Below are 24681 nucleotides of genomic sequence, written 5' to 3' on the forward strand. Positions count from 1 at the left end.
CGATTATGCGAGCGTCGAAACCGAGCAAATTCACCATCGGACAACATCATCAGGGCAGACGCCGGTGGGGGCTGTCCCGACCGGTCGCCGCGGCCCTCACCGGGCACGACGAAACCTGCGGCCGTGCCCCGGAATCCATTTCCCGGCCGCTGGACCCCGCCACCGAGCGAAGAGCCCGCCGCCGCCTCGGCGAGGCGCGCACCGCCATCGAACCGGTATTGCGGTCCGCGGTCGGTGCACTCGCCGACCCGCTCGACCGGATGGCCGGCTATCACTTCGGCTGGTGCGATGCCGACGGCGTGGAAATCGCCGGTGCGCAAGGCAAAGCGCTACGCCCGGCCCTGACCTTCGCCGCCGCCAGAGCCTGCGGCGGCGACGCGAACAAGGCGGTGCACGCCGCGGCCGCGGTCGAACTGCTACACAACTTCTCGCTCGTGCACGACGATGTGATGGACACCGATCCGTTCCGGCACGGCCGCCCGACGGTGTGGCGGGTGTGGGGTGAGACCAGCGCGACCCTGCTCGGGGACGCGTTGCAGGCGTTGGCGCTCGGGGTGCTGTGCGACGGTGCGCCCGAAGGGGTGACGTCGGAGGCGGTCATCCGGCTGGCCCGCGCCACGGTGATGCTGTGCCGCGGCCAATACGAGGACTGCGCCTTCGAGAGCCGGCCCGCGGTGACCGTCGACCAGTACCTGTCGATGGCGGCGGGCAAGACCGGCGCGCTGCTGGGATGCGCGTGCGCGCTGGGCGCACTGTGCGCGGGGGCCGATCATCGCGTGGTCTCCGCCATGCACACCTTCGGCACCGAACTCGGCCTGGTGTTCCAACTGGTCGACGACTTCATCGACATCTGGGGCGATCCGGAGGTCACCGGAAAACCGGCGCACAGCGACCTGCTTCACCGCAAGCAATCCTTCCCGGTGGTGTGCGCGCTGGAATCCGAGACCGCGGCCGGGCGCGATCTGGCTCGGTTGTATCAGTCCCGCCACCCCATGACCGCGGCCCGCGCGGCCCGGGCGGCGGACATGATCGAGGAGGCCGGGGGCCGGCAGCGCACCCTGCGCCACGCGTCCAACGCGCTCGACGCGGCCTTCGAATCCCTACCCGACGAACCGGCGGCCGCGGATCTGGCCGCCCTGGCGCGGCTGGTGGCACACCGCGATCGCTAGGCGCACAAGCGATCTCACTCCTCGCGCCGGGGACGTCAGCCCGACGTCACCGGCGCGGCGGTGGGGTTGTCCGAGCCGCCGAATCGAATTCCCTTGGCTTCCTTGCCGATCGCGGTCAGGATGGCGACGGCCAGGAACACCGGCACGGCGGTGACGGCGAGCGCGAACGGGTAGCCGTGGGATTCGGCCAGGCGCTCCTGGATCGGCAGGTTGAGCGAGGCCAGCAGATTGCCGAGCTGATAGGTGACGCCCGGATAGAACCCGCGAATGGCATCGGGCGACATCTCGGTGAGATGCGCGGGAATCACACCCCACGCGCCTTGCACCGCGACCTGAATCAGTAACGAGCCCAGGCACAGCATGGCCGCGGTACGGGAGTAGGCGAACAACGGCACGATCGGCAATCCCAGCAGCGCACAGAAGATGATCGTGTACCGGCGTCCGTACTTCTGCGACAGGCTGCCGAAGATCAGGCCGCCGAGGATCGCGCCGATGTTGTAGATGACGGCGATCCACTTCGCGGTCGCGGTGGACAGGCCGGCGCCGCCGTGCTGGGTGGCCGACAGGAAGGTCGGGTAGACGTCCTGGGTGCCGTGGCTCATCCAGTTGAACGCGGTCATGAGGATGACCAGGTAGACGAAGCGGCGCACGATGGCGGGGTTGGTGAGGATGTCGCGGAACGAGGTTCGTGTGGAGATCATCCGCTGCTGGGTGGACTGCCACACCTCCGATTCCTTCACCCGGGCCCGGAGAATCAGAATGATCAGCGCGGGAATGACCGACAGGCCGAACAGCCAGCGCCACGACAGGCCGAGCCAGTTGGTCACCAGCAGTGAGGCCAGCGACGCGAGCAGGTAGCCGAAGGAGTAGCCCTCCTGGAGCAGGCCGGAGAAGAAGCCGCGGCGTTCGGCCGGAATCTTCTCCATCGCCAAAGCCGCGCCCAGCCCCCATTCGCCGCCCATGCCGATGCCGTAGATCATGCGCAGGATCACCAGCACGGTGAAGTTGGGGGAAAACGCGCACAGGAAACCGACGACGGAGTACATCGCGACGTCCACCATGAGCGGGATGCGGCGGCCGATCCGGTCGGCCCACAGTCCGAACAGCAGCGCGCCCACCGGCCGCATGATCAAGGTCGCCGTGGTGATGAACGCGACCTCGCTCTTCTGCATGTGGAAGCTTTTCGCGATGTCGGCGTAGACGAAGACGACCAGGAAGTAGTCGAAGGCGTCCATGGTCCAGCCCAGCTGGGCGGCAAGGAACGCGTTGCGCTGATCTGGGGTGAGTCGCGTGCGTATCGCCATGGTGCGCGATCCTGTCCTCGGGCAATCAATCTTGCGCGCCCGCAACGATCTTCGCGGGGGAATCCGGCAATACCACTTCGGGGTGAGATCAAAACAAAAGTACCTGTAACCGGCGGTCACAGGTACTTTGGCTTTTCGGAAATATTCTGATGAGGTAGCCAGACTGTATCAGAGCCGCCGCAGCCGTGCCATCCAGGCCGCGATATCGACCAGGCCGGAGGCCGACACCTCGAGACCGGCGGCCTGATCGGCGACGACCGGGGTCACGCGGCCGCGGTAGCGGGTGGGTTCGAGGCGTTCCAATTCCCAGCCGTCGGTGAAGGATTCGCGGATCAACATATCGCTGATTCGGGGGCCGAAACCGGGCTCGGCGTCCGAGAGGGCCAGCAGGTGCAGGGTGCCGCCGGGCTTGCAGACCGCATGCAGGCTGCGGACGTAGGCGGCGCGGGTGTCCGGGTCGGTGCCGAAGACATGGAACAGGGCGCTGTCGACCACGGTGTCGAAGGCGGCCTGGAACTCCGGGCGGTCACCGAGGGTGAGGGCGTCGGCCACCTCGAAGCGGACATCGGGGACATCGCGGGACTTGGCATTGGCGCGCGCGTAATCGATTGCGCTGGGGGAGAAGTCGATGCCGAGCACGTCGTACCCGAGGGCGGTGAGCAGGATGGTGTGCTCACCGGCGCCGCAGCCCGGTTCGAGGACGCGGCCGTTGATCTCACCGGCCCGTTCGAGCGCGACGATGGCCGGCTGGGGTTCGCCGATCACCCACGGGGCGGTGTCTTCTTCGTAGACGGTGTTCCAGGAATCTGCCGGTCGAGTCATGATTCCACTCTGCAACCTCGAGTCCGCTCGAGGTCAATCCCGCGATTGATGTCAACCCGGGGAGGCGGAGCATCGACAATGTTGGTCATGCCCAAGTCTTGTCTGCTGTTGCAGCTGCGACCCGAGCAAGCGGCCTCCGACCAGGAGTACCAGGCGATCCTCGAAGCGGGCGGGCTAGCGGCCTCCGAGGTGGTGCGGGTCGAGATGAATCGGGGGATGCCGGATATCGACCTCGACGCGCACTGGGCCGTCATCGTCGGCGGCGGACCGAGCAACGTCAGCTATCCGGAAGCCAAGAAGTACGACTACCAGAAGGTGTTCGAGCCGGAGTTGCGGAAGCTGCTCATCGAGATCGTGCGGCAAGACTTTCCGTATCTCGGGGCTTGCTATGGGTTGAGCATGCTGGCCGAAGCGTTGGGTGGGGTGGTCAGTACCGAGCGCTACGGCGAGACCGCCGGGGCGACGACCATCGAGCTCACCGAGAACGCCGCGAAAGACACTCTGCTCCACGGACTTCCAGAATCGTTCCGGGCTTTCGTGGGGCACAAGGAATCCTGCCAAGACGTCCCGCCGGGTTCAGTACTGCTGGCACGATCGGCCGGATGTCCGGTTCAGGGGGTTCGAGTGGGAGAGAACGTCTACGCCACCCAATTCCACCCCGAACTCGACGGCCACGGCCTGGCCCTGCGAATCGAGATCTATCGCCACGAGGGATATTTCGACCCGAACGAGGCAGACTCACTCACCGAGCTCGGTCACCGGGAGAACATCTCTGTGCCACAAGAGATCTTGCGGCGCTTCGTTGAGCGCTACCGGCCGTAGGAGCAGAAAAGCCGAAAGAACAAAACCCAAAAGAAGAAAAGATAAAAGACGCCTGGAGGAGGGAGAGAGGGTGGCCGAGCTTGCGAGGCCCTCTCACCCACCAGCCGCCACCGGGAACAGCTCGCACCTCCCAGCACACTCACCCACCAACCTCGCTCACCTACCAGCACACTCGCCCACCGGCGGTGGATCTGTCTCTGGATCTGTCTCTGTGGAGTTGTCAAAGAACTTGCAGCGCTCGGGCTTTGGTGGAAGTCCTCGAAGGTGAGGGGCTTCGCGGGATGCAGTTGGTTGGGTTGTCTCGAGTAGGTGATGCGTGCAGTCCGTGGGCCGGAATCGGCTGGCCGACGGTAAACGGCTCGGCGTCAGCCCCGGTCCGGCAGGGCAGGCGACGCGCCCACACTGTTCTGTTTGCTTTGCGTACGCCCGGGGTGGAACAGCGGCCCCGGGGTTCATGCGGCCTGTGGGCCCCACTGGTGGCAGCGTGCGGCGATGCTAGTGGCGACCCGCTGCCCGGCGTGATGTTTCTCGTTCACCCGAGGCGTACGCGACGGATCGACCGCTGCTGGCGCGATCCAGCCCACCCGCCCACGATGCGGGGAATCCTTGCCCATCATGACCGTGGCCCACCCGTACTCGCTGTCGTTCACGAGGGCGTGGTGGTGATCGCACACCAACGCCAGGTTGTCGAGATCGGTGGGACCGCCTTTGGCCCAATCCACCACGTGGTGGGCAGCGCACATCGCCGCTGGTGCATCACAGTCGGGGTGGGTGCAGCCTTTGTCGCGGGCGATCAACGCCAGCCGTTGCCCGGGGGTGGCGAGCCGTTCGCGGCTGCGCCCGAGGTAGAGCGGAATCCCATCCCCGTCGAGCACGGCCAGCACCGGCTTGCTGCCGGCGGCCATTTTGAGTGCTTCGTTGATGGAGAGGTGTCCGCCGGTGGCGGTGGTGGCGATCCCGGCACCGCGTTCCAGGTCGGCGAGGCTCATGGTGAGGGTGATCTGCACGGGCAGCCCGCGATGGCTGCCGAGCTTGTTCATGTCGACCCCGGCTTGCAGCAGGGCGAGCAGCGCGTCGTGGTTGCGTTGCCCGGCATCGCGCCGGTCACGCCGCGCGGCGGCTTCCAACACAGCGGAGTCGACAACCGCGCCACCGGCAGCCCCGGCCACGCCCGCACCCTGGGCGGCACGGCCGTGCGCGCCAACACCCGGTCCGGCAGGACCCTGGGCGGTGAAACCCTGGGTGGCAACGCCTTCGGCCACCACGCCGTGGGCGGCAGCCCCGGCGGCCACAACATTGGTGGCCGCAGCGCCGGTGTCTACAACGTCGCTGTCCGCAGCACCGACACCACCACCCGCGACCACACCGCCGGCCACAGCCGGACCGGGCAGGCCGCAAACAGCAGCGCCAGACGCAGCGATGGAGCCGGGCGCAACGACAACGCCAGGCGTGCGGGCAGCGCCGGAAGCACCCGGAACGCCAGGGCTTTCGGGATCCTCCGCGTTGCACATGCCCGGGCGAGCGAACTTCGCCAGCACCGCATCCAAGCACGCACGCAACTCCGGGGTGATCCAGCCCTCCACCCACGACATGCCATCCACACCCGGCCGACCGATCACCAGACCGCGACGGCGACGGCGGTCGGCATCATTGATCACCGTGCCGTCCGGATCCAAACGCGCGAGGATCTCGCGGCCGATCTTCGGGAGGTCGTCAGGGAACAAACCCTCACAGGACTGTTCCACCAGCACCTGCTCCACATCCACCCGAGTTTCGACCGGGATGTCGGTGGGCAGATGCGTCATGATGTCGACGATGTGGCGGACGTGGTCACGCGAGAGCGCGCCTGCCGCAAAGGCTTCCGCAGCCACCGGCAGGGTGGCGGGGCGGGGGTGGCCGCCCGGTTCGGTGAACTCGCCGCATTCGTGGGTGATCTTCACCCGCACCGACGCATCGTGGGCGGACAGGCCCAGGGTTTGACGCAGGAACGGCACCAACTTGCCCGCACCACTGGCCTCCGGCAACGAACGATCCGAGGCTTCGATGATCAGCTTCGAATCCAACGCCGACAGCTTGCGCTTGCAGGTCTCCAACTGCTGCATCAACGCCACCACATCGGAATCCGTGAACGGGATGAGGGTGGCGTGGGAGATGGTGGTCGAGAGGGTTTCTACTGCGGTCACCAGTTCGGTGATGCCGCAGTTGTCGAATGTCACCCCCATCGAATTCATGCTCTAATTCTATCAACGAATTCACCTCTATGGAACCGAATTACGAAGTGATATAACGATATTCAGAATAGGCACGAATCAACCGGCACGCATTTACATCAATCGAGCGAGCGTGTTTCGGACTTTGCGGCCCATGGCGGTTTTGGGCACCATCAGCCCCATGTTCATGCAGATCTGCTGCTTCTTTTCCACCAGCGCACGATGCTTCGCATGATACCGCTCGAACGCGACGCGATGATCTCCGTTCGCGGCGGCGAGCTCGCTGGCCAGCCGGTACGCGCCAACGATGGCGAGTTCCGCACCCGCGCCGGAGGCCGGCGACGCGCACCATGCCGCGTCACCCAGTAGCGCTATCCGCCCGGTGGACCAGGATTCCATGTGCACCTGGCTCAATGCGTCGAAATAGAATTCGGGGTCTTCGACGGCGGCCGCGAGCAGTCCGGGGACACGCCACGAGGTATCACTGCCGAACGCGTCCGTCACGAGCTTTTTGTGCGCGGCCATGTCCCGGTAGTCGTAGGCGAGGGGTTCGGACCGGAAGATGAAGTACGCCTTGGCTTGTGCGTGATTGCCGGAGCGGTAGATTCCGGCCATTTTTCCGGGCTCGTTGTACATCGTCACCCAGCGGTCTTCGCCGAGCGTCGAATCGGTATTGGCGAATGCGAAGTAGTGGTCCTTGTATCGAAGGAACTGTTCCTCCGGGCCGAAAGCCAGTTTCCGTACGGTGGAATGCATTCCGTCGGCGCCGAGGACCAGATCGAAACGCCGGGTCGGCGCGGTGTGGAAGTCCACGGTGACACCGTCCGCGTCCTGGGTCAGCGCCCGGATCGAGTCGCCGAAGAGGTATTCGACGTCGGCGCTCCGGTGCAGCAGCGCGACGAGGTCCCCGCGCATGATCTCCACCGCGACCGGATCACTGGTGTCGATGCGGGCGACGGCACGGTCCTCGGCGTCGACGAATTTCATGCCCCGCACATCGGCGGCCAAGGCCCGGACCTGCGGCATGATGCCCATGCGCTCGATGACATCGATTGCGTCGTCCCGGATGTCGACGCCGTTGCCGCCCGTGCGCAGCCCCGGCGCCCGTTCGACCACCGTGACGTCGAAGCCGGAGCGCGTCAGCCAATGTGCCGCGGTCAGTCCCGCGATGCTCGCGCCGACGATCAGAACTCGTGTGTTCATAGCAGTTCTTCCTCACGTGCTATAACTGGAGTGCGTGTTCCAGTTAAGTATGTGGAATGGAGGTTCCAGATGTCAAGGCCGGATCTGGTGGGTCGTCGGGCGGATGCGCAACGCAATCGGCAGCTCGCGCTCGAGGCGGCGACAGCCCTACTGGCGGAATCCGATTCGGCGCTCACCGTGGATGCCATCGCCAAGCGGGCCGGGTTGGGGGTGGGCACGGTGGTGCGCGCCTTCGGCGGGAAGGACGCGTTGCTGGATGCGGCCGTGTCCGAGCTACTCACGCCGATGGTCGAGCGCGGGAAAGAACTACTGGCACAAGGTGATCCGAGCGAAGCGCTGCGGACATTCCTCGGCGAGTTGATGACGTTTCAGGCAGCCCACCACGCCGTCAGCGAGCGATTCGCCGGACTTCAGCTGCCGGAGACCAGCGCACTGCGCGGCCAATTGGTCACGATCGCAGCGGATTTGGTCACCGGCGCGCAGCGGGCGGGCACCGTGCGCACCGATCTGGACGCCGATGCCCTCACGGCCATGATCGGTGAGACCGCCTTCGCCGTCGCGCGGTCGGCGGGTACATCCCCGCGCTTGACCGACACCTTCCTCACGGTCTTGATGGATGGACTGAAGCCCAGCGCCGGCTAGATCAGGCGCGCCGCGAGCGTTCGGGCTGCCGCGGTTACCGCGGCGCCGAAGCCCGGTTCCGTATCGGGAGTCAGGCGGCCGATGGGGAGGTTGACGCTCAGGCTGGCCACCGGCTGCCCCTCGGATGAGAGGACGGCGGCGGCCACCGCGCCCACGTCCGAGCGCCATTCGCCGCGGTTGACCGCAAACCCTTGGGCGCGAATGCGATTCAGTTCGGCGCGGAGCGCGTCCGGGTCGGTGATGGTGGTGTCGGTGTAGCGGGGGAGATCATCGCGCAGCAAACGGCGCAGGGACTCGGGCGGGGTGTGGGCGAGGACGGCTTTGCCGTTGGCGGAGGCGTGCAGGGGTAGCGCGTGGCCGAGCGCCATGCTGGTGCGGACCGGTTTGTCGGTCTCGAGGCGTTCGATGAGGACCATCTTGCCGTTCTCGGGGATGGTCAGGTGAACGGTTTCGCCGGTCGAGCGGCGCAGATCCTCCAGCACCGGCAGGGCGGCGCCGCGCAGGCCGAGGTCGCCGCCCGCACTGCCGCCCACCGCAAGGGCTTTGGTGGTGATGACCCACCGGGTGACCTCACCGGTCGCGGGACGTATCCAGCCGGCGGTGTCGAGGGTGACCAGGGCCCGCTGCACCGTGCTCTTGGGCAGCTCCAGCACGCGGGCGAGTTCGCCGACGCCGATGGGCTGGCGCGCGGCCACTTCCTCGAGAACTCGCAAGGTGTTCAGGACATTTCGCAAGGTATTGACTCCTTCGACCCGCATCCCTACCCTTGCTGCACCTTTTCACGGCACAGTGTGCCATATCACGGCACAGGACGGAAGGTCCAGCTATGACAGCCCACAGCGGACGGCATTTTCTGCAGATTCCAGGGCCCACGAATGTCCCGGATCGGATTCTGCGGGCCATCGCGCAACCCACCATCGATCATCGCGGGCCCGAATTCGCGGAACTCACCAAGGATTTGCTGCGCCGGGTGCAGCCGGTGTTCGGGACCGACGGGCCGGTCGTGATCTATCCGTCGTCGGGTACGGGGGCGTGGGAGGCCGCGTTGGTCAACACCCTCTCGCCCGGTGATCGGGTACTCGCCTTCGAGACCGGACATTTCGCCACCCTGTGGCGGGAGATGGCCGAAAGGCTCGGGCTCGAGGTGGAATTCGTGGCGGGGGACTGGCGCCACGGCGCGGACCCGGTCGCGCTGGCCGAGCGGCTCGCCGCCGATACCGCGCACCGCATCGCGGCGATCATGGTGGTGCACAACGAGACCTCGACCGGCGTCACCAGCCGGATCCCCGAGATCCGGGCCGCCCTCGACGAGGCCGAGCATCCCGCGCTGCTGCTGGTCGACACCATTTCCTCGCTGGGTTCCATCGACTATCGGCATCGGGAATGGGGTGTCGACGTCACCGTCGGCTGTTCGCAGAAGGGGTTGATGCTGCCGCCGGGGCTGGGTTTCAACGCCGTCAGCGAGAAGGCGCTCGCGGCCGCCCGCACGGCCCGGCTGCCGCGTTCCTACCTCGACTGGACGCCGATTCTCGACGCCAATGCACACGGCTTCTACCCCTACACCCCGGCCACCAACCTGCTCTACGGCCTGCGCGAAGCCTGCCTGATGCTCGAAGAAGAAGGTCTGGCAAGCGTTTTCGCGCGCCACGACCGGCATGCGGCGGCCACGCGGGCGGCGGTGCGCGGGTGGGGGCTCGAGGTGCTGTGCGCCGATCCGCGGGAGTACTCGAGTTCGCTGACCGCGGTCCTGGTCGGTGGGGCGCACGATGCCGACAAGGTGCGGCGCATCATTCTGGATCGCTTCGATATGTCGCTGGGCACCGGGTTGGGCCGGCTGGCGGGCCGGGTGTTCCGCATCGGGCATCTGGGCGACTTCAACGACCTGTCGCTGGCGGGGACCCTCGCCGGTGTGCAGATGGGCCTGGAATTGGCCGGGATCGCCGTGGATCCGGGCGGACTGCAGGACGCCCTCGAGGTGCTGCGCGGGGAGTGACCCCGGCAAACCTGTTCTCTTTCTTCACTTTTCACTCGCTCCACGCTGGGCGGCCGGCGGTCCCGGCCCGCGGATCTCGCGCGCACATGCTCCGCTTCGAGCGATGTCCTACGAGGAGGTAGGCCGTGTTCGAGCGGACTCCCACCGTCCGGCGACTGTCCCACAGGAAACGCTGGACCTATATCTTGCCGGTCGTCGTCTTCATCTACGTCATCTGTTATATCGACCGCACAAATATCAGTTTCGCGCTGCCGCACCTGAAAACGGATATGCACCTCACCGGCGCGCAGCAGGGCCTGGCCAGCGGGATCTTCTTCTGGGGTTATCTGCTGCTGCAGATTCCCGGCGGCTATATCGCCGAACGCTGGAGCGCCCGGCAGTGGATCGCCATCCTCATGGTGTTGTGGAGTGTGGCGGCCATGGCCTCCGGCCTGACCCATTCGGTCGGGCAGTTGTTGCTGGCGCGGTTTCTGCTCGGTGTCGCCGAGGGCGGCGTGCAGCCGGCGTTGATGGCCACCATTCGCGCCTGGTTCCCGTTCGCCGAAAGAGGCCGGGCCTTCGCCATTTTCAAGCTGTACACCCCGATCGCGGCGATTGTCGCGGCACCGTTCTCGGGGGTGATCCTCACCTATCTGGACTGGCGGTGGATGTTCGTCATCCAGGGCGGCGCGCCGCTGGTCGTCGGCCTCTTCGCATGGCTGGCGGTCGTGCGCGACACCCCGGCGAAAGCCGGCTGGCTGTCGCAGGTCGAACGTGAGTACATCGAGAGCGCCCGGGTGCGCGAGGGTGAGCAGTTGCAGCCGCGCGGAACGTTCAAGGCGGCGTTCACTTCCAAGATCGTGTGGCAGTTCGCGCTGATCTACACCCTCACCCAAATGGGTCTGCTGGGGCTGACGCTGTGGATGCCCAGCGTGCTGAGGAAGGCATTCCACACGGACCTGACCGTGGGCCTGGTGGCGATCCTGCCGCAGCTGGCGGCCGGCGCGGCGATCATTCTGGTGGGGCGTTCGGCGGATCGCCGCGGCGGGCACATCGCGCACATGTCGGTGGTGCTGGCGGCGGCGTCGCTGATCCTGGCGGGCGCGAGTCTGGTTTCCGCGCAACAGAAATGGCTGGTGCTGCTGGCCATGATTCTCGGCACGGCGGCGTCGATCGCCTGGTACGGCCCGTTCTGGGCGACGGTCACCAAGCTGACGCCGGTGGCCGCGGCCGGCGCCGGAATGGGCTTGATCAATGGGGTGGGCAATCTGGGCAGCTTCTTCGGCCCGTACATCGGCGGCTGGCTCAGCGATCTCAGCGGCGGCGGATACGCGCTGACGCAGGTGTTCTTCGGGGTCGTGTTCGGGGTCGCGGCGCTGCTCGTGCTCACGCTGCGACGGCGACTGCACGCCGCGACACTAACCCAGCCGATGCTGCCGCCCCGCCCGATCACCGTGGACAACAAGGACTTTCAATGACGACCATCGATAAGCAGACCACCGTCTCCACCGCGACGGCCGCTCGGCTGGAGCAGGCGTTGCGCGCGGTGATGGAAGGCGAGGTCGCCTTCGACGACTACAGCAGGCATCTGTTCTCCCGCGACGCCAGCATGTACGCGATCACCCCGCTGGGTGTCGCGTTTCCCCGGCACGCCGCGGACGTGGCGGCCGCGGTGCGGGTCGCGGCGGAACTGCGGGTGCCGATCGTGGCGCGCGGCGCGGGGACCAGCCTCGCCGGGCAGACCGTGGGACCCGGTCTGGTACTCGATCTTTCGCGGCACATGAACCGCCTCATCGTCGACGCCTACAGCCGGACCGCGCTGGTCGAGGCGGGCGTGGTGCAGGATCAGCTCAATCGGGCCGCCGCCGCGCACGGGCTCATGTTCGGGCCCGACACCTCCACCAGCAATCGGGCCACCATCGGCGGGATGATCGGAAACAATTCCGCCGGAAGCGGTTCGCTGACCTACGGCATGACCATCGATCACGTGCGGGCGCTCGATGTGGTGCTCGCCGACGGGTCGCAGGTGCGCTTGGACGCCGTCGACGAAGCCGAACTGCGGCACCGGGCCGCGGCCGACACGCTGGAAGGCCGCATCTACCGGGAACTTCCGCGTCTCGTCGCCGAGAACGACGACGCGATCCGCGCCGGGATGCCGCTGTTCTGGCGGCGCGCGGGCGGTTACCGGCTGGATCGGCTGGCCGGGGCCGGCAAAGGCACACCGTGGGATCTGGCCAAGTTCGTGGTCGGCGCGGAGGGGACCCTGGTCATCGTCACGCACGCCCTGGTGGATCTGGTGCCCAAACCCACCCACACCGTCTATGCCGTCGGCCATTTCGACGATACGCACAGCGCGATCGCCGCCACCACCGATGCCCTGGCCTGCGATCCGTATCAGGTGGAGCTGATGGACCGCACGATTCTGGCGCTGTCGCGGCAGCGCCTCGAGTACGCGGAGTTGGGCAGCATCCTCGTCGGCGATCCCGGCGCGCTGCTGTTCGTATCCTTCGCCGGCCCGGACAAAACGGCGCTGATCGCGAAAATCGCGGCGCTCGAGGCACTCTGGAGACAGCACGGCCACGGCTATCACACCCTGCGCGCGATCGAGCCCGCCGAGCAGCGGGCGCTGCTCAAAGTCCGCAAATCCAGCCTCGGGCTGCTCATGGCTGCGGGGGAGGGCACGCGGCGGCCGCTGGCGTTCGTGGAAGACACCGCCGTGGACCCGGCGCATCTGCCCGAATACACCCGCCGGTTCCAGCGCATCCTCGACGCGCATCAGCTGGAGGCGGGCTTCTACGGCCATTGTTCGGTGGGCTGCCTGCACATTCGGCCCTTCGTGGATCTGACCGATCCCGCGCAGGTGACGCGCATGCGGGCGGTGGCCGAGGCGGTCAAGGACCTGGTCACCGAGTACGGCGGGGTCAATTCCAGCGAGCACGGGGACGGGCTGGCGCGCAGCGAATTCAATCGCGAGATCTTCGGCGACGAACTGTACGAGACCATGCGAAAGGTCAAGCGGCTGTTCGATCCACACGGCATCATGAACCCCGGCAAGATCGTCGACGCGCCGCCCATGACCGACAACCTGCGCGACCGCGACGCCCTGCCCCCGGCGCCGCCGCTGACCACCACCCTCGATTTCGAGGTGGTCGGCGGGATGCGGGGCGCGGCCGACCGATGCATGAACATCGGGCTGTGCCGCAAGGCCGGGCCGGGCGTCATGTGCCCGTCCTACATCGCCACCCGCGAGGAGGAACATGCCACGCGCGGGCGAGCCAACGCGCTGGTCAAGGCGCTGTCACAACCGGATCCGCATGCCGCGCTGGGCGACGAGCGGCTGCACGAGATCCTCGATCTGTGCCTGATGTGCAAGGCCTGCAAGAGCGAATGCCCCATGAGCGTGGATATGGCGTCACTGAAGGCCGAGGCGCTCGCCCATCACCACGAAATCCATGGAACACCGTGGCGGTCACGGCTTTTCGGAGCGATCCGGACCCTCAACCGGATCGGCTCGGCGACCGCCCCGCTGTCGAACGCCCCCGGCCGCAGCCGGCTGCTGCGCCGCCTGCTCGACCGCGGCCTGGGCGTCACCGCGGCGCGGCCGCTGCCGGAGTTCCAGCGCGCCAACCTGATTCGCTGGTTCAGCCGCCGCGACGCGACCGGGCTGCCCGCGCCGCTGGGCACGGTGAACTGGCTGGCCGACTCGTTCACCACCTTCACCGAACCCCGGATCGGACAGGCCGCCATCGAACTGCTCGAGCGCGCCGGATGGCGGGTGGAACTGGCCGGCGGCGGCTGCTGCGGGCGCTCCAGCATGTCGAAGGGGCTGCTCGAGGATGCGCGCGACAAGGCCACGGCACTGGTCGAATCGCTCACCACGACCACGGTGCCCGGATCGCCGATCGTGGGCTGCGAGCCGTCGTGTGTGTTCATGCTGCGCGACGAACACACCGCACTGCTGCCGGAATCGTCCGGGGCCCGGGAAGTGGCCGGGCGGGTTCGGCAGGTGGAGGAGCTCCTGGTCGAGGCCATCGACGCCGAGCGGCTGCGCCTGCGCGCGGACTCGCCCTTCGCGGGACGGCGCATCGTGTTTCACGGGCACTGCCATCAGAAGGCCGAAGTCGGCACCGCCGCCACCATGGCGTTGCTACGCCGGATTCCCGGCGCGGTGGTCGAAGAGATCGACGCCGGCTGCTGCGGGATGGCCGGCTCGTTCGGCTTCGAATCCGAGCATTACGAGACGTCTCTGGCGGTCGGCGCGGACCGGTTGTTCCCAGCGTTGGCCGCCGAGTCACCCGACACGGTCGTGGCGGCAACCGGAGTGTCGTGTCGTCAGCAGATCTTCCACGGGGCCGGCCGGACGGCATGGCATCCGGTCGAACTGGTCCGGGAGGCGCTGGTGGAGTAGGCAGGTCGCGGCGCTCGGGCGTGGGGAGAACGCGGTCGGCATCGATGGCGACCCATCCACGGCGTCGATGATCCTGCGCCAGACAAGTTTTCAGGGCGTCTCGGTTTTTCAGGGCGTCGATGACCCGGTGCCGACTCGGGAACGCGCGGGAGCCGTTGCGGTAGGCGGTTCGACCTGCGAGGCGTCAGCCGGTTTCGCGGGCGCGCCTCGCTCGCCGCGCACCCGCAGGGCTGTCGCGGCGAACAAGGCCAGGGTCAGCCAGATGTAGGCGTTGTGGTCGAGCACGCCGAGCCGGCCGCCGCCGGGCAGGTCGAAGACGCTGCCGTAGTGCAGGTCGAACAGGTCCATGACGCCGCCGGAGGTGACGGCGAAGACGACCAGCAGACCGGCGAGCGTGAGAGCGTCGCGGGAGCGAATCGCCAGGTGCGCCAGGTAGATCAGCAGGGGAGCCAGCCACACCCAGTGGTGGATCCAGCTGTAGGGGGAGATGACGGTGCTGGTCAGTCCGCACAGGGTGACGGCCGGCAGTTCCCGGCCGGTCGCCCAGAGTCGGCGGGCCAGCAGCAGGCAGATCGCCGCGATCGCGAGAGCGGCTGCCAGCCACAGGATTTGCAGGCCGCCGGCCGCGCCCAGGGTGCGGGCGATCATGCCGCGCAAGGATTCGTTCTGCGGATTCTCCGGGACCCCGACCCGGGTGGGGTCGGCGAACGCGCCGCTCCAGAAGGTCAGCGAATCCCGCGGCAGGACAGCCAATCCCACCAGCATGGTGGCGATCAGGGCGCCGACGGCGGTGGCGGCGGCCCGGAATCGCCGGGTCACCAGCAGGTAGAGCACGAAGAACGCCGGCGTCAGCTTGATGCCGGCCGCGACGCCGGTGAGCGCGCCCTTGTACCGGGAGGAATCCGGCAGCGCCATATCGGCCAGCACGAGCAACAGCAGCAGGATGTTGACCTGACCGAAGCCGACGGTTTCGCGAATCGGCTCGCACGACAGCAGCAGTGCCGCGATCGGCGGGCCCAGGATCAGCAGGCGTCGATCACGGCGGTAGCCGAGCACCGCCAGCGTCGCCCACACCGAACCGGTCAACAGGGCGAAGTTGGTCAGGCCACCGACCCAGGTGAACACCGATCCGTGGATCCAGGCCAGAGGCGCGAACAGCAGTGCCGCGAACGGGGTGTAGACGAATTCGAAGACCCCGCGGGTGTGCCCGCGCAAAGGGCTGTCGTACACCGAGATTCCGTGCCCCACCCGATCGCCCGCCACCTGGTAGGCGCCCAGATCGACCAGATGCATCATCATGCGCGGGGCGGCGGCGAGCTGCCCGAGGTAGTACCAGCCCGCCAGGGCGCCCAGGATCGTCACGCCCCAGACGACCGGTAGCGGGATCACCGGCCGCGGCGACCCGGCTTCCTGTGTGACCGCCACCCGATCGAACGCCGATACCGGCATGCTCACCCCCAGTGCTTGGGCTTCCCGATTGCCCGCCCCACCGTAGTAACCCCCGCGCGCGATCGCCACTCGTCGCCGAACCCGCGACAACCGGTTCCACCGATGCTTGCTTCGATCCGCTTGCCGCCCACGGCTATTTCGCGCCGATGCCGTCGCGCAGGAAATCGCTGAGCTGCTCGCCGAAGGGTTTGGCGATCTCGGCCTGATAGTCGGCCCAGCCCTCCTCCTGAGCCGCGCGCAGCGAATCCGGTAGCGGCTGATGCAATTCCGCATCGACTGCCGCCTCGTGCAAGCGGCTCATGCGGTCCCGCAGCGCACCATCGTCGGCGGCGATATTGTCCAGTTCCAGGGCGCCGTCGCGGGTCGAATAGTCGTAGAGTTCGAAATCCTCGGACTCCGCGGCGTCGATCCGCGCCGAACCCGGCACCCAGTGCGAGTAGCGCACGAACTTCGCGTCCGGGGTGCGCAGGGCGATCAGGTGGCCAGGCGCGTCCTGATCGAAACGGACCGCGGCCTCCTCGATGGAATGCTCGTCGGTGGTGTGCAGAATCCACGGGCGACCGGGAGCGCCGGGATCTCGGGCGACCGCGGCGATATCGTGGCGGCCCGCCAGATGACGGTAGCGATCCTCGCCGCGCCAGGCGGTGCCGCCGGTGCCGAGGGTCAGCAGCAGCGGTGCCAGGTCGACGCTCGAGGTCAGCTGGGTACGGCTGCCCGGAGCGGCGGTGAACTGGCCGCGCGGATCGTGGAGGAACAGCGGGACGTGGATCGCCTCGTCGTAGGCCGCGCCGCCCTTGCCGTGCAGACCGTGCGAGCCCGCGTAATCGCCGTGGTCGGAGGTGAAGACGACGATGGTGTTGGCCTCCACCTCAGGGCGCGCCGCCAAAGCCGCCAGGACCCGGCCGATTTGGGCGTCCACCTGCTGCTGGTACCACAGATACAGATTGCGCATGTCGATCCACTCCCGGTCGGCGTCGGGGGTGCCGTAGGGGGCCAGACCGAAGGTCAGCGCCGACACCTGCACCAGCGCCGTCTGCAGCCGGGGCTTGCGGGAAAGCTGTTCGAGGGTCTCGTGATTGCCAGGCAGATCGGTCAGCCAGCGGGGAATGGCATTGACTGCCATGGTGCGTCGAGTGAATCGGGGCCACCACTGGATGTCGTGCGGGTTCACCAGCGACACCGTCGTGCACCACGGGCCTTGCGCCGCATCGGCGTCCAGGAAATCCACGAACTGGTCGACGATCCGGGCGTCCATCTGCAGGCCCTGATCGGGAGCGCCGTTGGGGGACGGGTAGGTGCCGCCGTCGAATCCGTAGCGGTCCAAACCGCCGGGGATGGTGTCGGATTCGTGGCCCAGATGCCATTTGCCCCACCAGCTGGTGGCGTAACCCCGCTCGCGCAGCAGGGTGCCCCAGGTGGGGAAGCCCGCCGACAGCTGGGAGGTGGAGGTCGACAGGCAGCCGGTCTGATGGGAGTAGAGCCCGGTCAGCATGACCCCGCGCGCGGGCGTGCAGTCGTTGGCGGCGGTGTAGTGCTGCTCGAACGACACCGACTTGCGCCGCAGCGCCGCGATATTCGGCAGGATGGCGTCGAGGGTGTCCTGGTCGGGGAACCAGACCGGGGCCCGCATCTCGTCGACGATGACGACCAGAATGTTGGGCCGGTCGGGGTGAGCGTCCCGGCGAGGTGTGGCCGCGGCCCTGCCGGTGGTCAGTGCGGCGGTGGCCGCCAGGGCGCCGCCGCCGAAGAATCCGCGTCTGCTGATCGACACGTGTGGTCCGCCTTCCGGTCGAGTGCACGATGTCAGCGACGGTAAGGTTTTTGCACCATTGGTGCAAGTTGTTAGACTGGTGGCGATGGACGGACGCACCGCTCGGGCGGCACGAAATCGGCAGGCGGTGCTCGATGCCGCGCTGGCGCTCATGGAAGAAGGCAACCTGCAGCCGACCGCGCAGTCGGTGGCCGAACGCGCGGGGGTCGCGACGCGGTCGGTGTTCCACCACTTCGCCGATCTGGAGTCGCTGTATCTGGATGCCGCGCAGACCCAGATCGAACGGCATTGGCTGCCGTTGCTGCGGCCGGTGAACGGGTCGCTCGAGCAGCGCATCGACGGCCTGCTGAAGCTACGCGCCGAACTCTACGAACGCATTTCCGGCACCCGGCGGGCCGCGCAGTTGCGCGAGCACGAATCCCCGGTGCTCGCCGAACGATTGGGCCTCAGCCGCGCCGCGCTACGCGCGCACCTGCGCGAGAATCTGCCCGAGCTCGAGGAACTCGCGCCGCCGGCTCGGGAGGCGGTGTTCGTGGCGGGGGCGTGGGAGACCTGGGAGGTGCTGCGCCGGCATCAGGGGCTGTCCATTCCGGCCGCGCGGGCCGCCGTCGCCGCCACCCTCACCGCGCTGATCGCCGGACAGCGGACCGATCACACGTAGGCGCGACGCCGATTACGTCGGACCCGTCCGCGACGTCCTGCCGGTGACTCGGCCCGTGGACCCGGGGGTAGGCACAGGCGTTCGGAACGGCCCGATCCACACCGGGTTTCGTGGAGGGCCGGGTGGCTCCGGGGCGGACCCAGGTGTGCCGTGGGCCGGTGGAGATGTCGCGGCGGACGTCGGCGCGGTCGCGAGTGTGGCAGGGATTTGTCGGCTGGGCGACCGGCTCGGGCACGAGTTCGATCTCGCTGCTGTCCTGTTGCAGTGCACCGGGATCGGTCATTTCCCGCCACGTCGACGGAACGTGCAGTTCGCGCAGCTTCAGGCCTGCGATCCGGGCCAGGATCAGGCCGACGGCCAGCGCGGCCAGCGCCGAGACCGCGCCGCCGACCGCAAATCCGATGCGAGCGCCGTAGGTGTCGGTGATCCAGCCGACCAGAGGCGCGCCGATCGGGGTGCCGCCGGTGAACACCATCATGAACAGGGCCATGACGCGGCCGCGCATGGCCGGGTCGGTGGCCATCTGGATGGAGGAGTTGGCGGTGACGTTCACCGTGAGCCCGGCCATGCCGATGGGGACGAGCAGCAGCGCGAACAGCCAGAACGACGGTGTCACGGCGGCCACGATCTCGAGGACGCCGAAGACCAGCGCCGCGATGACCAGCGTGCGCAGGCGCGAGGTGGCGCGGCGGGCCGCCAGCAGCGCGCCGGCCAGGGAACCGGCCGCCATCAAGGTGTTGAGCAGGCCGTATGTCTGTGCGCCGGAATGGAAGACGGTGTGGGTGAAGGCGGTCAGCCAGATCGCGAAGTTGAATCCGAAGGTGCCGATGAAGCCGACCAGCACGATCGGCCAGATCAGTTCTGGGCGGCTCGCGACGTAGCGCAGGCCCTCGCGCAGCTGGCCTTTGCCGCGCGGGGCGCGCTCGACCTCACGCAGTTCGGTGGCGCGCATCAACAGCAGAGCGGCGATCGGGGCCAGGAACGACAGTCCGTTGAACACGAACGCGTAGCCGCTGCCGATCGCGCCGATCAGAACGCCGGCGACGGCGGGACCGACGAGGCGGGCGGATTGGAAATTGGCGGAATTCAAGCTCACCGCGTTCGCCAGCTGGTCGGGGCCGACCATCTCCGAGACGAAGGTCTGGCGGGCCGGATTGTCGACGACGGTGACCAGGCCGAGCACGAAAGCGGTCGCGTACACATGCCAGACCTGCACATGGCCGGTGAGTGTGAGCACGCCGAGCACGAGACCGGTCGCGCCCATCGCGGACTGGGTGAACAACAGCAGCGGCCGCTTGGGCAGCCGGTCCACCAGCACGCCACCGTAGAGGCCGAACAACAGCATGGGCAGAAACTGCAGCGCGGTCGTGATGCCGACCGCGGCGGCGGATCCGGTGAGGCTGAGCACCAGCCAGTCCTGCGCGATCCGCTGCATCCAGGTGCCGATATTGGAGATCACCTGTCCGGTGAAGAACAGGCGGTAATTGCGAATTCGCAGCGAACCGAACGTGCTGCGCGGGGGAGTGTCGCCGGGGGTGTGTCGAATGTCGGACTGGGATGGCGCTACGACTCCCGGCCTCACAGATCTGCCTCCTAGGGTGCGACGGACTTCAGGTGTGCGGGATTCCGCTCCCTGCACCGCAACCGCCCGGAGGGGTGAAAACAGCCGACGCCCAAGGCGTTCGGACTCGAATATCGCCAGCTCTACGACTACATCGACAGCAGCGCGGCCCGGCGAGACACTGTCCGGCACGTCGCGCGGCGCGAAGGCCGGCGATCGAACTGGATTGCGGGAGCGTGATCGCTCCGGCGGTGGGACAGGCCTGACGACATCATCGGCGTGACCGGGAAGCCCAACACTTTCCTTAGCCTAGTGAAGTTGCTGGTCAGATGCCACCGATTTTGCCCAGTCTCACATCGGCGGCAGCGCCGGCTGTTCTCCACTGCCGGGGCTCGCTCCAGACGGCTGTGCCACCAGTTTTGCATCCTGCCGATTCATCGTCGGAGCTTCCGGGCCGAGGCGTCGCGCGGGCGAAGAAGAAAGGCTAGACCGGCGGTGAGAGCAGTGCTGCGACAAGGGTTTCGGCGACCCACTGCTCGGTTTCCGCACCGCTCCAGCCACGGTCGTCCATGAGTGCGCGGTAGACGTCGTAGGAGGTGAGGGCGTACATGATGTCGGCGGCGCGTTCGGCGGACAGACCGGTTTTCAGGGCGCCCCGGGCGGCGAGGTGCGGGGTGATGTGGCGCGGTCCCTCGTAGCGGCCCTGTTCGGCGATGAGGAGGAAGGCCGCGACTTCGGGGTCGACCGCGGCGGTGACGCGCATGACGTCCAGCAGAGGGATGTAGCGCTCGGACACCGTGCGCATGTGCGCGGCGTAGAGGGCTAGCTGGCGGGCGGGGTTGGGTTCGGCGAACAGTTCACGCACCCAGGCGCGTTCGGGCGGCGGGGTAGCGGCTTCCTCGTCCGGGCCGGCGACGAGGATCGCGGCCGTCTCGGCGAGGACACCGACTTTCGTTCCGAAGGCTTGATAGATGGTCTGCACGTGCACCCCGGCCGCGTCGGCGATCGCCTGCAGGGTGGTTGCGGCGTACCCGCGCTCGGCGAAGAGGGCGGCGGCCGCCGCGGCCACCTTGCGACGGGTCGCGGTGCGGCGGCCGGCTCGGCTCGAGGGTGTTGACATGCTCATCAGCATAACTATAGTGGACTATATAGTTGGCTATAGCCGAAGGGGTGGGTATGCGGATTCTGATCTCGACGACTCCGATGGAGGGCGTATTCGCTCCCGTGGTGCCGGTGGCCACCGCGCTGGTGGCGCAGGGGCACGACGTTCTGGTGGCGACTGCCGCACAGCTCGCGGGCCGGGTGCGCGCGTGCGGCCTGCCGGTGGTGATCGCGGGGCCGGACGCACCGCAGGCCGCGGCGAAAGCGGTGACGCTGCCGGAGTTTCAGGCGGGCACGCAGCCGTGGCGGATCGGGGCGGTGATGTTCGGCAAGGTGATGGCGCCGGCCAAACTGGACGACCTGCGTGTGGTGGCCGAGCGGTTCGAACCGGACCTGGTGCTGCATGCCCCGGTGGATCTGGCCGCACCCCTCTTGGCGGCGATGCTGGACGTCCCGTCGGTCACCTATGGCACCGGGCTGTTGCTCGAACCGGAGTTGCTCGGCGCGATGGCCGAATGGGTTGCGCCACTGTGGCATTCGGCCGGTCTCGAACCGGACGAGCACGCCGGGTTGTATCGCCACGGCTACCTCGATCCGGTCCCCGAGAGTCTGCAGCCCGATCGCGGTCCCGCGGCGGATGTGGCCCGGGCGGTCCGGCCCGCGGTACCCGGCGGTCCCGGCGATCGGTTGCCGGAGTGGGCGTCGGGCTTGGGGGATCGGCCGGTCGTGTACGTATCGCTGGGTACGGTGCCGATCTTCAATCAGCCCACGGCCTTCGCGCCGCTGTTGGCGGGATTGGCCGAGCTCGATGTCGATGTCGCGGTCACGGTCGGCACCGACGTCGATCCGGCGGCACTGGGCTCGCAGCCGTCCAATGTGCATGTGTCGCAATGGTTGTCGCTGGCGGCGTTGCTACCACGCTGTGATGCGGTGCTCTGCCACGGGGGCGCCGGAACGACCCTGGCCGCGCTCGCGCATGGTCTACCGCTGGTGCTGTCGCCGCGTGGGGCCGATCAATTCCCCACGGCCGCCGCAGTTCGCGCGGTGGGCGCGGCTCAGGTGCTGGCCCCTGACGAGGTGACGTCGAGCGCGGTGCGGGCGGCGGTGACGGCGGTCCTCACCGACGTCGGCTATCGCGACGCGGCGCATCGCGTTCGTTCCAATATCGCCGCGGTGCCCGATGCGGCCGATGTGGCCGCCGCGCTCGGGCGCGATTACGCGCCACGGGCCCGCCACCGACGCTGAGGCAACAGTTATCCAATAGCGATCAATCAAGACGATCTACACCTCGTTGACATGCATCGATGACAGTTCGACCAGTTGCTGACTGTTTGACCGTTTCGGGGGCGGGTACCCGCTGGTCGCAGTGCCTTTCCGCAGATCGATTCCACGCAGTGAGGAGAGATCATGGCGAATCCCACGCTAGAAGCATTGATCGGCGCGACCGTGTACGACAGTGCCGACGAAGCGATCGGCCGGGTCGAGAATTTCTACCTCGACAACGAGACCGGAACCCCCACCTGGGTCGCGATGGCCGGCGACGGCAGCCGCGGCCCGACCTTGATTCCACTCGACGGCGCCGGCTACCGCACCGAGGACATGAGCCTGCGGGTGCCGTACGCCAAGGACCAGATCAGCAGCGCACCCCACCTCGAACACGACGGCAAGATCGACAGCCAGTCCGAGCAGCAGCTGCTGGCCCACTACCGCTCCGGCCAGCGTCGCGGCACCGGGACCGCCGCGATGAATATCGCTGGGCGCCAGCGAGTTCAGCCCGGCCCGGACGAGCCGATGACCTACGGCAAGCGGGATCCGGGACTGACCCGCTCCGAGGAGCGGCTGGTCGTGGACACCGACCGGGTGGAGACCGGGACCGCGCGACTGCACAAGTACGTCGTGGAGGAAGAGCAGACCATCACGGTGCCGACCAGCCACGAAGAGGTCCGCGTCGTGCGCGAGCCGATCACCGACCGCACCGCGGCCGACGCCGTCATCGGCGAGGACGCGCAGGAGGTCGTGCTGCACGCCGACCGGGTGACCGCACACAAGGAGACCGTGCCGGTCGAGCGCGTCGGGCTCGCGGTCGACGAGGTCGCCGACGAGCAGTCGGTCTCCGACACTGTGCGCAAGGAACGGGTCGAAACCGAGGGCCTCGACGCGATGGGCCAGGACGCCATGGGCCGGAGCTCCATGGGTCGCGACGCGATGGGCCGTGAGCCCATGGGCCGCGACGCGATGGGCCGCGACCGCGACCGGATGCGTCGCGAAAACGACGACAGGGCATAGCATTTCGATCCCTTACCGCGAGGAGGAATTCTCATGGAATGGCTGCTCGGATTGCTCGGCGGCGTGGTCGGCGGCGGCATCGGCGGGGCGAAGAACCCGCTGGGCCCGGTGACCAACGGCGGTATCGGTGCCATCGGCGGTGGTATCACCGGCGGCATCATCCAGGCCGCGACCAGCGGCGGGCTGGACTTCGGACAGATCCTGGCGCAGGTCGCCGGCGGCGGCGTGGTCGGCGCGGTCCTGTCGGTGATCACCGGCTTCGCCACGAGGCCCAAGGCGGGACGGAGCCTGTCATGAACCTCTTGAAGAACCGAATCGTCGCTGCGGGCGCCACCTTCGGCCTGTTCGCCGCCGCGTGCATGGGGCTGCTGACCAGCCCGGTGGCCACGGCCCAGCCGGCCGACGCGGCCGCGGCCATCGACGCCCACTACAACGACAAGGGCGGCGCGTACTCCCCGCTGGGCCAAAAGCTCGGTGCGGTCTACGCTTTCGGTCCCGACGGGGCCGCTCAGGACTTCGAGGGCGGCAAGATCATCTACTCGGCCGGAACCGGGGCCAAGGTGATGTACGGCGCCATCCTCGACAAGTATCTGGCGCTGGGCGGTGCCGACGCGGGTCTGGGCTATCCGACCAACGACGAATCCGACGCACCCGTCAACGGCACCGCACGCTTCAGCGAGTTCTCCGCGCCCGACGGCGCGACCATCACCTGGAGCCCACAGAACGGGACCTGGCTGGTGCGCGGACCGATCCGGACCGCCTGGTCGCATCTGCAGGGCACCGACGGCGTGCTCGGCACTCCCGTCTCCGACACCACCGTGGAGAACGGCGTCTACAGCCAGCGTTTCGCCGGTCAACCCGGCAGCGCCGCACCTGTCGACATCCGCTGGAGTGCCGCGGACGGCTTCGTCACCACTCCGCCCGAGATCGCCTCACAGCTGAGCGGTCTTGACGTGTCCGCCCCCGGCGCGGCTCCCGGTGCCGTAGCCACCCCGGCACCCCAATCCAGTGCCGCGGCATCGGATTCCACCGGGGCGAGCAGATGGTGGGCGCTACCGCTGGGCTTGGCGCTCGCCGCCGTGGCCGGTGGTCTGGCGGCCCTGCTCACCAAGGGCAGCCGACGCGCGAATACCGAATCCGCCAGCGAGACCGGCAATTTCGCGTCGACCAACCTACGTCGAGCCGGATCGCACCTGGCAAACGCGACAGAACGCCGCCACACCATGCCCCGCCCCGGCGGAGCATAGGAGGCCGCGGACTCGTCCACCGCTTTTACACAACGGGCGGTTCTGGGTGCACC

Annotated in this window: 20 protein-coding genes; 11 read left to right on the top strand and 9 right to left on the bottom strand. The window is 67.8% G+C overall.

What is annotated here, in order from left to right:
- Positions 1–5: 5 nt before the first annotated feature.
- Complete coding sequence (locus D7D52_RS24575) at positions 6–1169, top strand: polyprenyl synthetase family protein (protein WP_120740016.1); 1164 nt, start codon at positions 6–8, stop codon at positions 1167–1169.
- A gap of 35 nt (positions 1170–1204) precedes the next feature.
- Here the strand turns inward: D7D52_RS24575 and D7D52_RS24580 are convergent, their stop codons facing one another.
- The gene (locus D7D52_RS24580; protein ID WP_120740017.1) at positions 1205–2473 is read right to left on the bottom strand and encodes an MFS transporter; all 1269 of its coding nucleotides are present in this window, start codon (positions 2471–2473) and stop codon (positions 1205–1207) included.
- Between the two features lie 168 nt (positions 2474–2641).
- Entirely contained in the window at positions 2642–3295 is a 654-nt protein-coding gene (locus D7D52_RS24585; protein ID WP_120740020.1) for a class I SAM-dependent methyltransferase, read from the bottom strand.
- An 87-nt stretch (positions 3296–3382) separates the two neighbouring features.
- Here D7D52_RS24585 and D7D52_RS24590 point away from each other — a divergent pair, with 87 nt between their 5' ends.
- Complete coding sequence (locus D7D52_RS24590) at positions 3383–4117, top strand: glutamine amidotransferase (RefSeq protein ID WP_120744432.1); 735 nt, start codon at positions 3383–3385, stop codon at positions 4115–4117.
- Between the two features lie 452 nt (positions 4118–4569).
- Here D7D52_RS24590 and D7D52_RS24595 read toward each other — a convergent pair whose 3' ends face one another.
- Both D7D52_RS24595 and D7D52_RS24600 read right to left on the bottom strand, forming a co-directional pair.
- A complete protein-coding gene (locus D7D52_RS24595; protein WP_120740021.1) occupies positions 4570–6348 on the bottom strand; it encodes an HNH endonuclease signature motif containing protein in 1779 nt (592 codons plus the stop codon).
- Between the two features lie 93 nt (positions 6349–6441).
- Positions 6442–7530 (bottom strand): FAD-dependent monooxygenase, encoded by a 1089-nt coding sequence (locus tag D7D52_RS24600; RefSeq protein WP_120740023.1) that lies wholly within the window; start codon positions 7528–7530, stop codon positions 6442–6444.
- Between the two features lie 69 nt (positions 7531–7599).
- On the opposite strand from D7D52_RS24600, the gene D7D52_RS24605 reads away from it, so the two are divergent.
- Positions 7600–8172 (top strand): TetR/AcrR family transcriptional regulator, encoded by a 573-nt coding sequence (locus D7D52_RS24605; RefSeq protein ID WP_162958514.1) that lies wholly within the window; start codon positions 7600–7602, stop codon positions 8170–8172.
- On the opposite strand, the gene D7D52_RS24610 is transcribed toward D7D52_RS24605, so the two are convergent.
- On the bottom strand, positions 8169–8906 hold the full coding sequence (locus D7D52_RS24610; protein WP_120740025.1) for an IclR family transcriptional regulator: 738 nt from the start codon (positions 8904–8906) through the stop codon (positions 8169–8171). The genes D7D52_RS24605 and D7D52_RS24610 overlap by 4 nt on opposite strands.
- A 92-nt stretch (positions 8907–8998) precedes the next feature.
- Between D7D52_RS24610 and D7D52_RS24615 the strand changes: the two genes are divergently transcribed.
- The 3 genes from D7D52_RS24615 (at position 8999) to D7D52_RS24625 (ending at position 14552) form a co-directional block, all read left to right on the top strand.
- A complete protein-coding gene (locus D7D52_RS24615; RefSeq protein ID WP_120740027.1) occupies positions 8999–10165 on the top strand; it encodes a pyridoxal-phosphate-dependent aminotransferase family protein in 1167 nt (388 codons plus the stop codon).
- 125 nt (positions 10166–10290) lie between these two features.
- Positions 10291–11622: an MFS transporter gene (locus tag D7D52_RS24620; protein WP_120740029.1), complete on the top strand. Its 1332-nt coding sequence runs from the start codon at positions 10291–10293 to the stop codon at positions 11620–11622.
- Positions 11619–14552 (top strand): FAD-binding and (Fe-S)-binding domain-containing protein, encoded by a 2934-nt coding sequence (locus tag D7D52_RS24625; protein ID WP_120740031.1) that lies wholly within the window; start codon positions 11619–11621, stop codon positions 14550–14552. The genes D7D52_RS24620 and D7D52_RS24625 overlap by 4 nt, the downstream gene beginning before the upstream one ends.
- 108 nt (positions 14553–14660) lie before the next feature.
- Here D7D52_RS24625 and D7D52_RS24630 read toward each other — a convergent pair whose 3' ends face one another.
- Together D7D52_RS24630 and D7D52_RS24635 are read right to left on the bottom strand one after the other, a co-directional pair.
- A complete protein-coding gene (locus D7D52_RS24630; RefSeq protein ID WP_246023267.1) occupies positions 14661–16070 on the bottom strand; it encodes a glycosyltransferase 87 family protein in 1410 nt (469 codons plus the stop codon).
- Between the two features lie 64 nt (positions 16071–16134).
- Positions 16135–17772 carry a sulfatase-like hydrolase/transferase gene (locus D7D52_RS24635; RefSeq protein ID WP_246023268.1) on the bottom strand — a complete coding sequence of 546 codons (1638 nt, stop codon included), beginning with the start codon at positions 17770–17772 and terminating at the stop codon, positions 16135–16137.
- A gap of 85 nt (positions 17773–17857) precedes the next feature.
- Between D7D52_RS24635 and D7D52_RS24640 the strand changes: the two genes are divergently transcribed.
- A complete protein-coding gene (locus D7D52_RS24640; RefSeq protein ID WP_120740035.1) occupies positions 17858–18433 on the top strand; it encodes a TetR/AcrR family transcriptional regulator in 576 nt (191 codons plus the stop codon).
- On the opposite strand, the gene D7D52_RS24645 is transcribed toward D7D52_RS24640, so the two are convergent.
- Positions 18393–20015 (bottom strand): MFS transporter, encoded by a 1623-nt coding sequence (locus D7D52_RS24645; protein WP_222932669.1) that lies wholly within the window; start codon positions 20013–20015, stop codon positions 18393–18395. The genes D7D52_RS24640 and D7D52_RS24645 overlap by 41 nt on opposite strands.
- A 463-nt stretch (positions 20016–20478) precedes the next feature.
- Complete coding sequence (locus tag D7D52_RS24650; RefSeq protein WP_162958515.1) at positions 20479–21120, bottom strand: TetR/AcrR family transcriptional regulator; 642 nt, start codon at positions 21118–21120, stop codon at positions 20479–20481.
- A gap of 50 nt (positions 21121–21170) precedes the next feature.
- On the opposite strand from D7D52_RS24650, the gene D7D52_RS24655 reads away from it, so the two are divergent.
- The 4 genes from D7D52_RS24655 (at position 21171) to D7D52_RS24670 (ending at position 24628) form a co-directional block, all read left to right on the top strand.
- Positions 21171–22340, top strand: a complete 1170-nt coding sequence (locus D7D52_RS24655) for a glycosyltransferase (protein WP_120740039.1) — start codon at positions 21171–21173, stop codon at positions 22338–22340.
- Positions 22341–22502: 162 nt separating this feature from the next.
- On the top strand, positions 22503–23381 hold the full coding sequence (locus D7D52_RS24660) for a DUF2382 domain-containing protein (protein WP_120740041.1): 879 nt from the start codon (positions 22503–22505) through the stop codon (positions 23379–23381).
- A 33-nt stretch (positions 23382–23414) separates the two neighbouring features.
- The gene (locus D7D52_RS24665) at positions 23415–23678 is read left to right on the top strand and encodes a hypothetical protein (RefSeq protein ID WP_120740043.1); all 264 of its coding nucleotides are present in this window, start codon (positions 23415–23417) and stop codon (positions 23676–23678) included.
- Positions 23675–24628, top strand: coding sequence for an LGFP repeat-containing protein (locus D7D52_RS24670; RefSeq protein WP_120740045.1), 954 nt, complete (start codon positions 23675–23677; stop codon positions 24626–24628). The genes D7D52_RS24665 and D7D52_RS24670 overlap by 4 nt, the downstream gene beginning before the upstream one ends.
- Positions 24629–24681: the final 53 nt, after the last annotated feature.

Source organism: Nocardia yunnanensis (assembly GCF_003626895.1).
GTDB classification, from domain to species: Bacteria; Actinomycetota; Actinomycetes; order Mycobacteriales; family Mycobacteriaceae; genus Nocardia; species Nocardia yunnanensis.

Excerpts from the sequence above, each read along its gene's own strand:
- D7D52_RS24600 (WP_120740023.1), bottom strand. The coding sequence starts at position 7,530 with ATGAACACACGAGTTCTGATCGTCGGCGCGAGCATCGCGGGACTGACC.
- D7D52_RS24575 (WP_120740016.1), top strand. The coding sequence starts at position 6 with ATGCGAGCGTCGAAACCGAGCAAATTCACCATCGGACAACATCATCAG.
- D7D52_RS24670 (WP_120740045.1), top strand. The coding sequence starts at position 23,675 with ATGAACCTCTTGAAGAACCGAATCGTCGCTGCGGGCGCCACCTTCGGC.
- D7D52_RS24580 (WP_120740017.1), bottom strand. The coding sequence starts at position 2,473 with ATGGCGATACGCACGCGACTCACCCCAGATCAGCGCAACGCGTTCCTT.
- D7D52_RS24640 (WP_120740035.1), top strand. The coding sequence starts at position 17,858 with ATGGACGGACGCACCGCTCGGGCGGCACGAAATCGGCAGGCGGTGCTC.
- D7D52_RS24625 (WP_120740031.1), top strand. The coding sequence starts at position 11,619 with ATGACGACCATCGATAAGCAGACCACCGTCTCCACCGCGACGGCCGCT.
- D7D52_RS24585 (WP_120740020.1), bottom strand. The coding sequence starts at position 3,295 with ATGACTCGACCGGCAGATTCCTGGAACACCGTCTACGAAGAAGACACC.
- D7D52_RS24615 (WP_120740027.1), top strand. The coding sequence starts at position 8,999 with ATGACAGCCCACAGCGGACGGCATTTTCTGCAGATTCCAGGGCCCACG.
- D7D52_RS24660 (WP_120740041.1), top strand. The coding sequence starts at position 22,503 with ATGGCGAATCCCACGCTAGAAGCATTGATCGGCGCGACCGTGTACGAC.
- D7D52_RS24655 (WP_120740039.1), top strand. The coding sequence starts at position 21,171 with ATGCGGATTCTGATCTCGACGACTCCGATGGAGGGCGTATTCGCTCCC.
- D7D52_RS24605 (WP_162958514.1), top strand. The coding sequence starts at position 7,600 with ATGTCAAGGCCGGATCTGGTGGGTCGTCGGGCGGATGCGCAACGCAAT.
- D7D52_RS24650 (WP_162958515.1), bottom strand. The coding sequence starts at position 21,120 with ATGAGCATGTCAACACCCTCGAGCCGAGCCGGCCGCCGCACCGCGACC.
- D7D52_RS24590 (WP_120744432.1), top strand. The coding sequence starts at position 3,383 with ATGCCCAAGTCTTGTCTGCTGTTGCAGCTGCGACCCGAGCAAGCGGCC.
- D7D52_RS24595 (WP_120740021.1), bottom strand. The coding sequence starts at position 6,348 with ATGAATTCGATGGGGGTGACATTCGACAACTGCGGCATCACCGAACTG.
- D7D52_RS24665 (WP_120740043.1), top strand. The coding sequence starts at position 23,415 with ATGGAATGGCTGCTCGGATTGCTCGGCGGCGTGGTCGGCGGCGGCATC.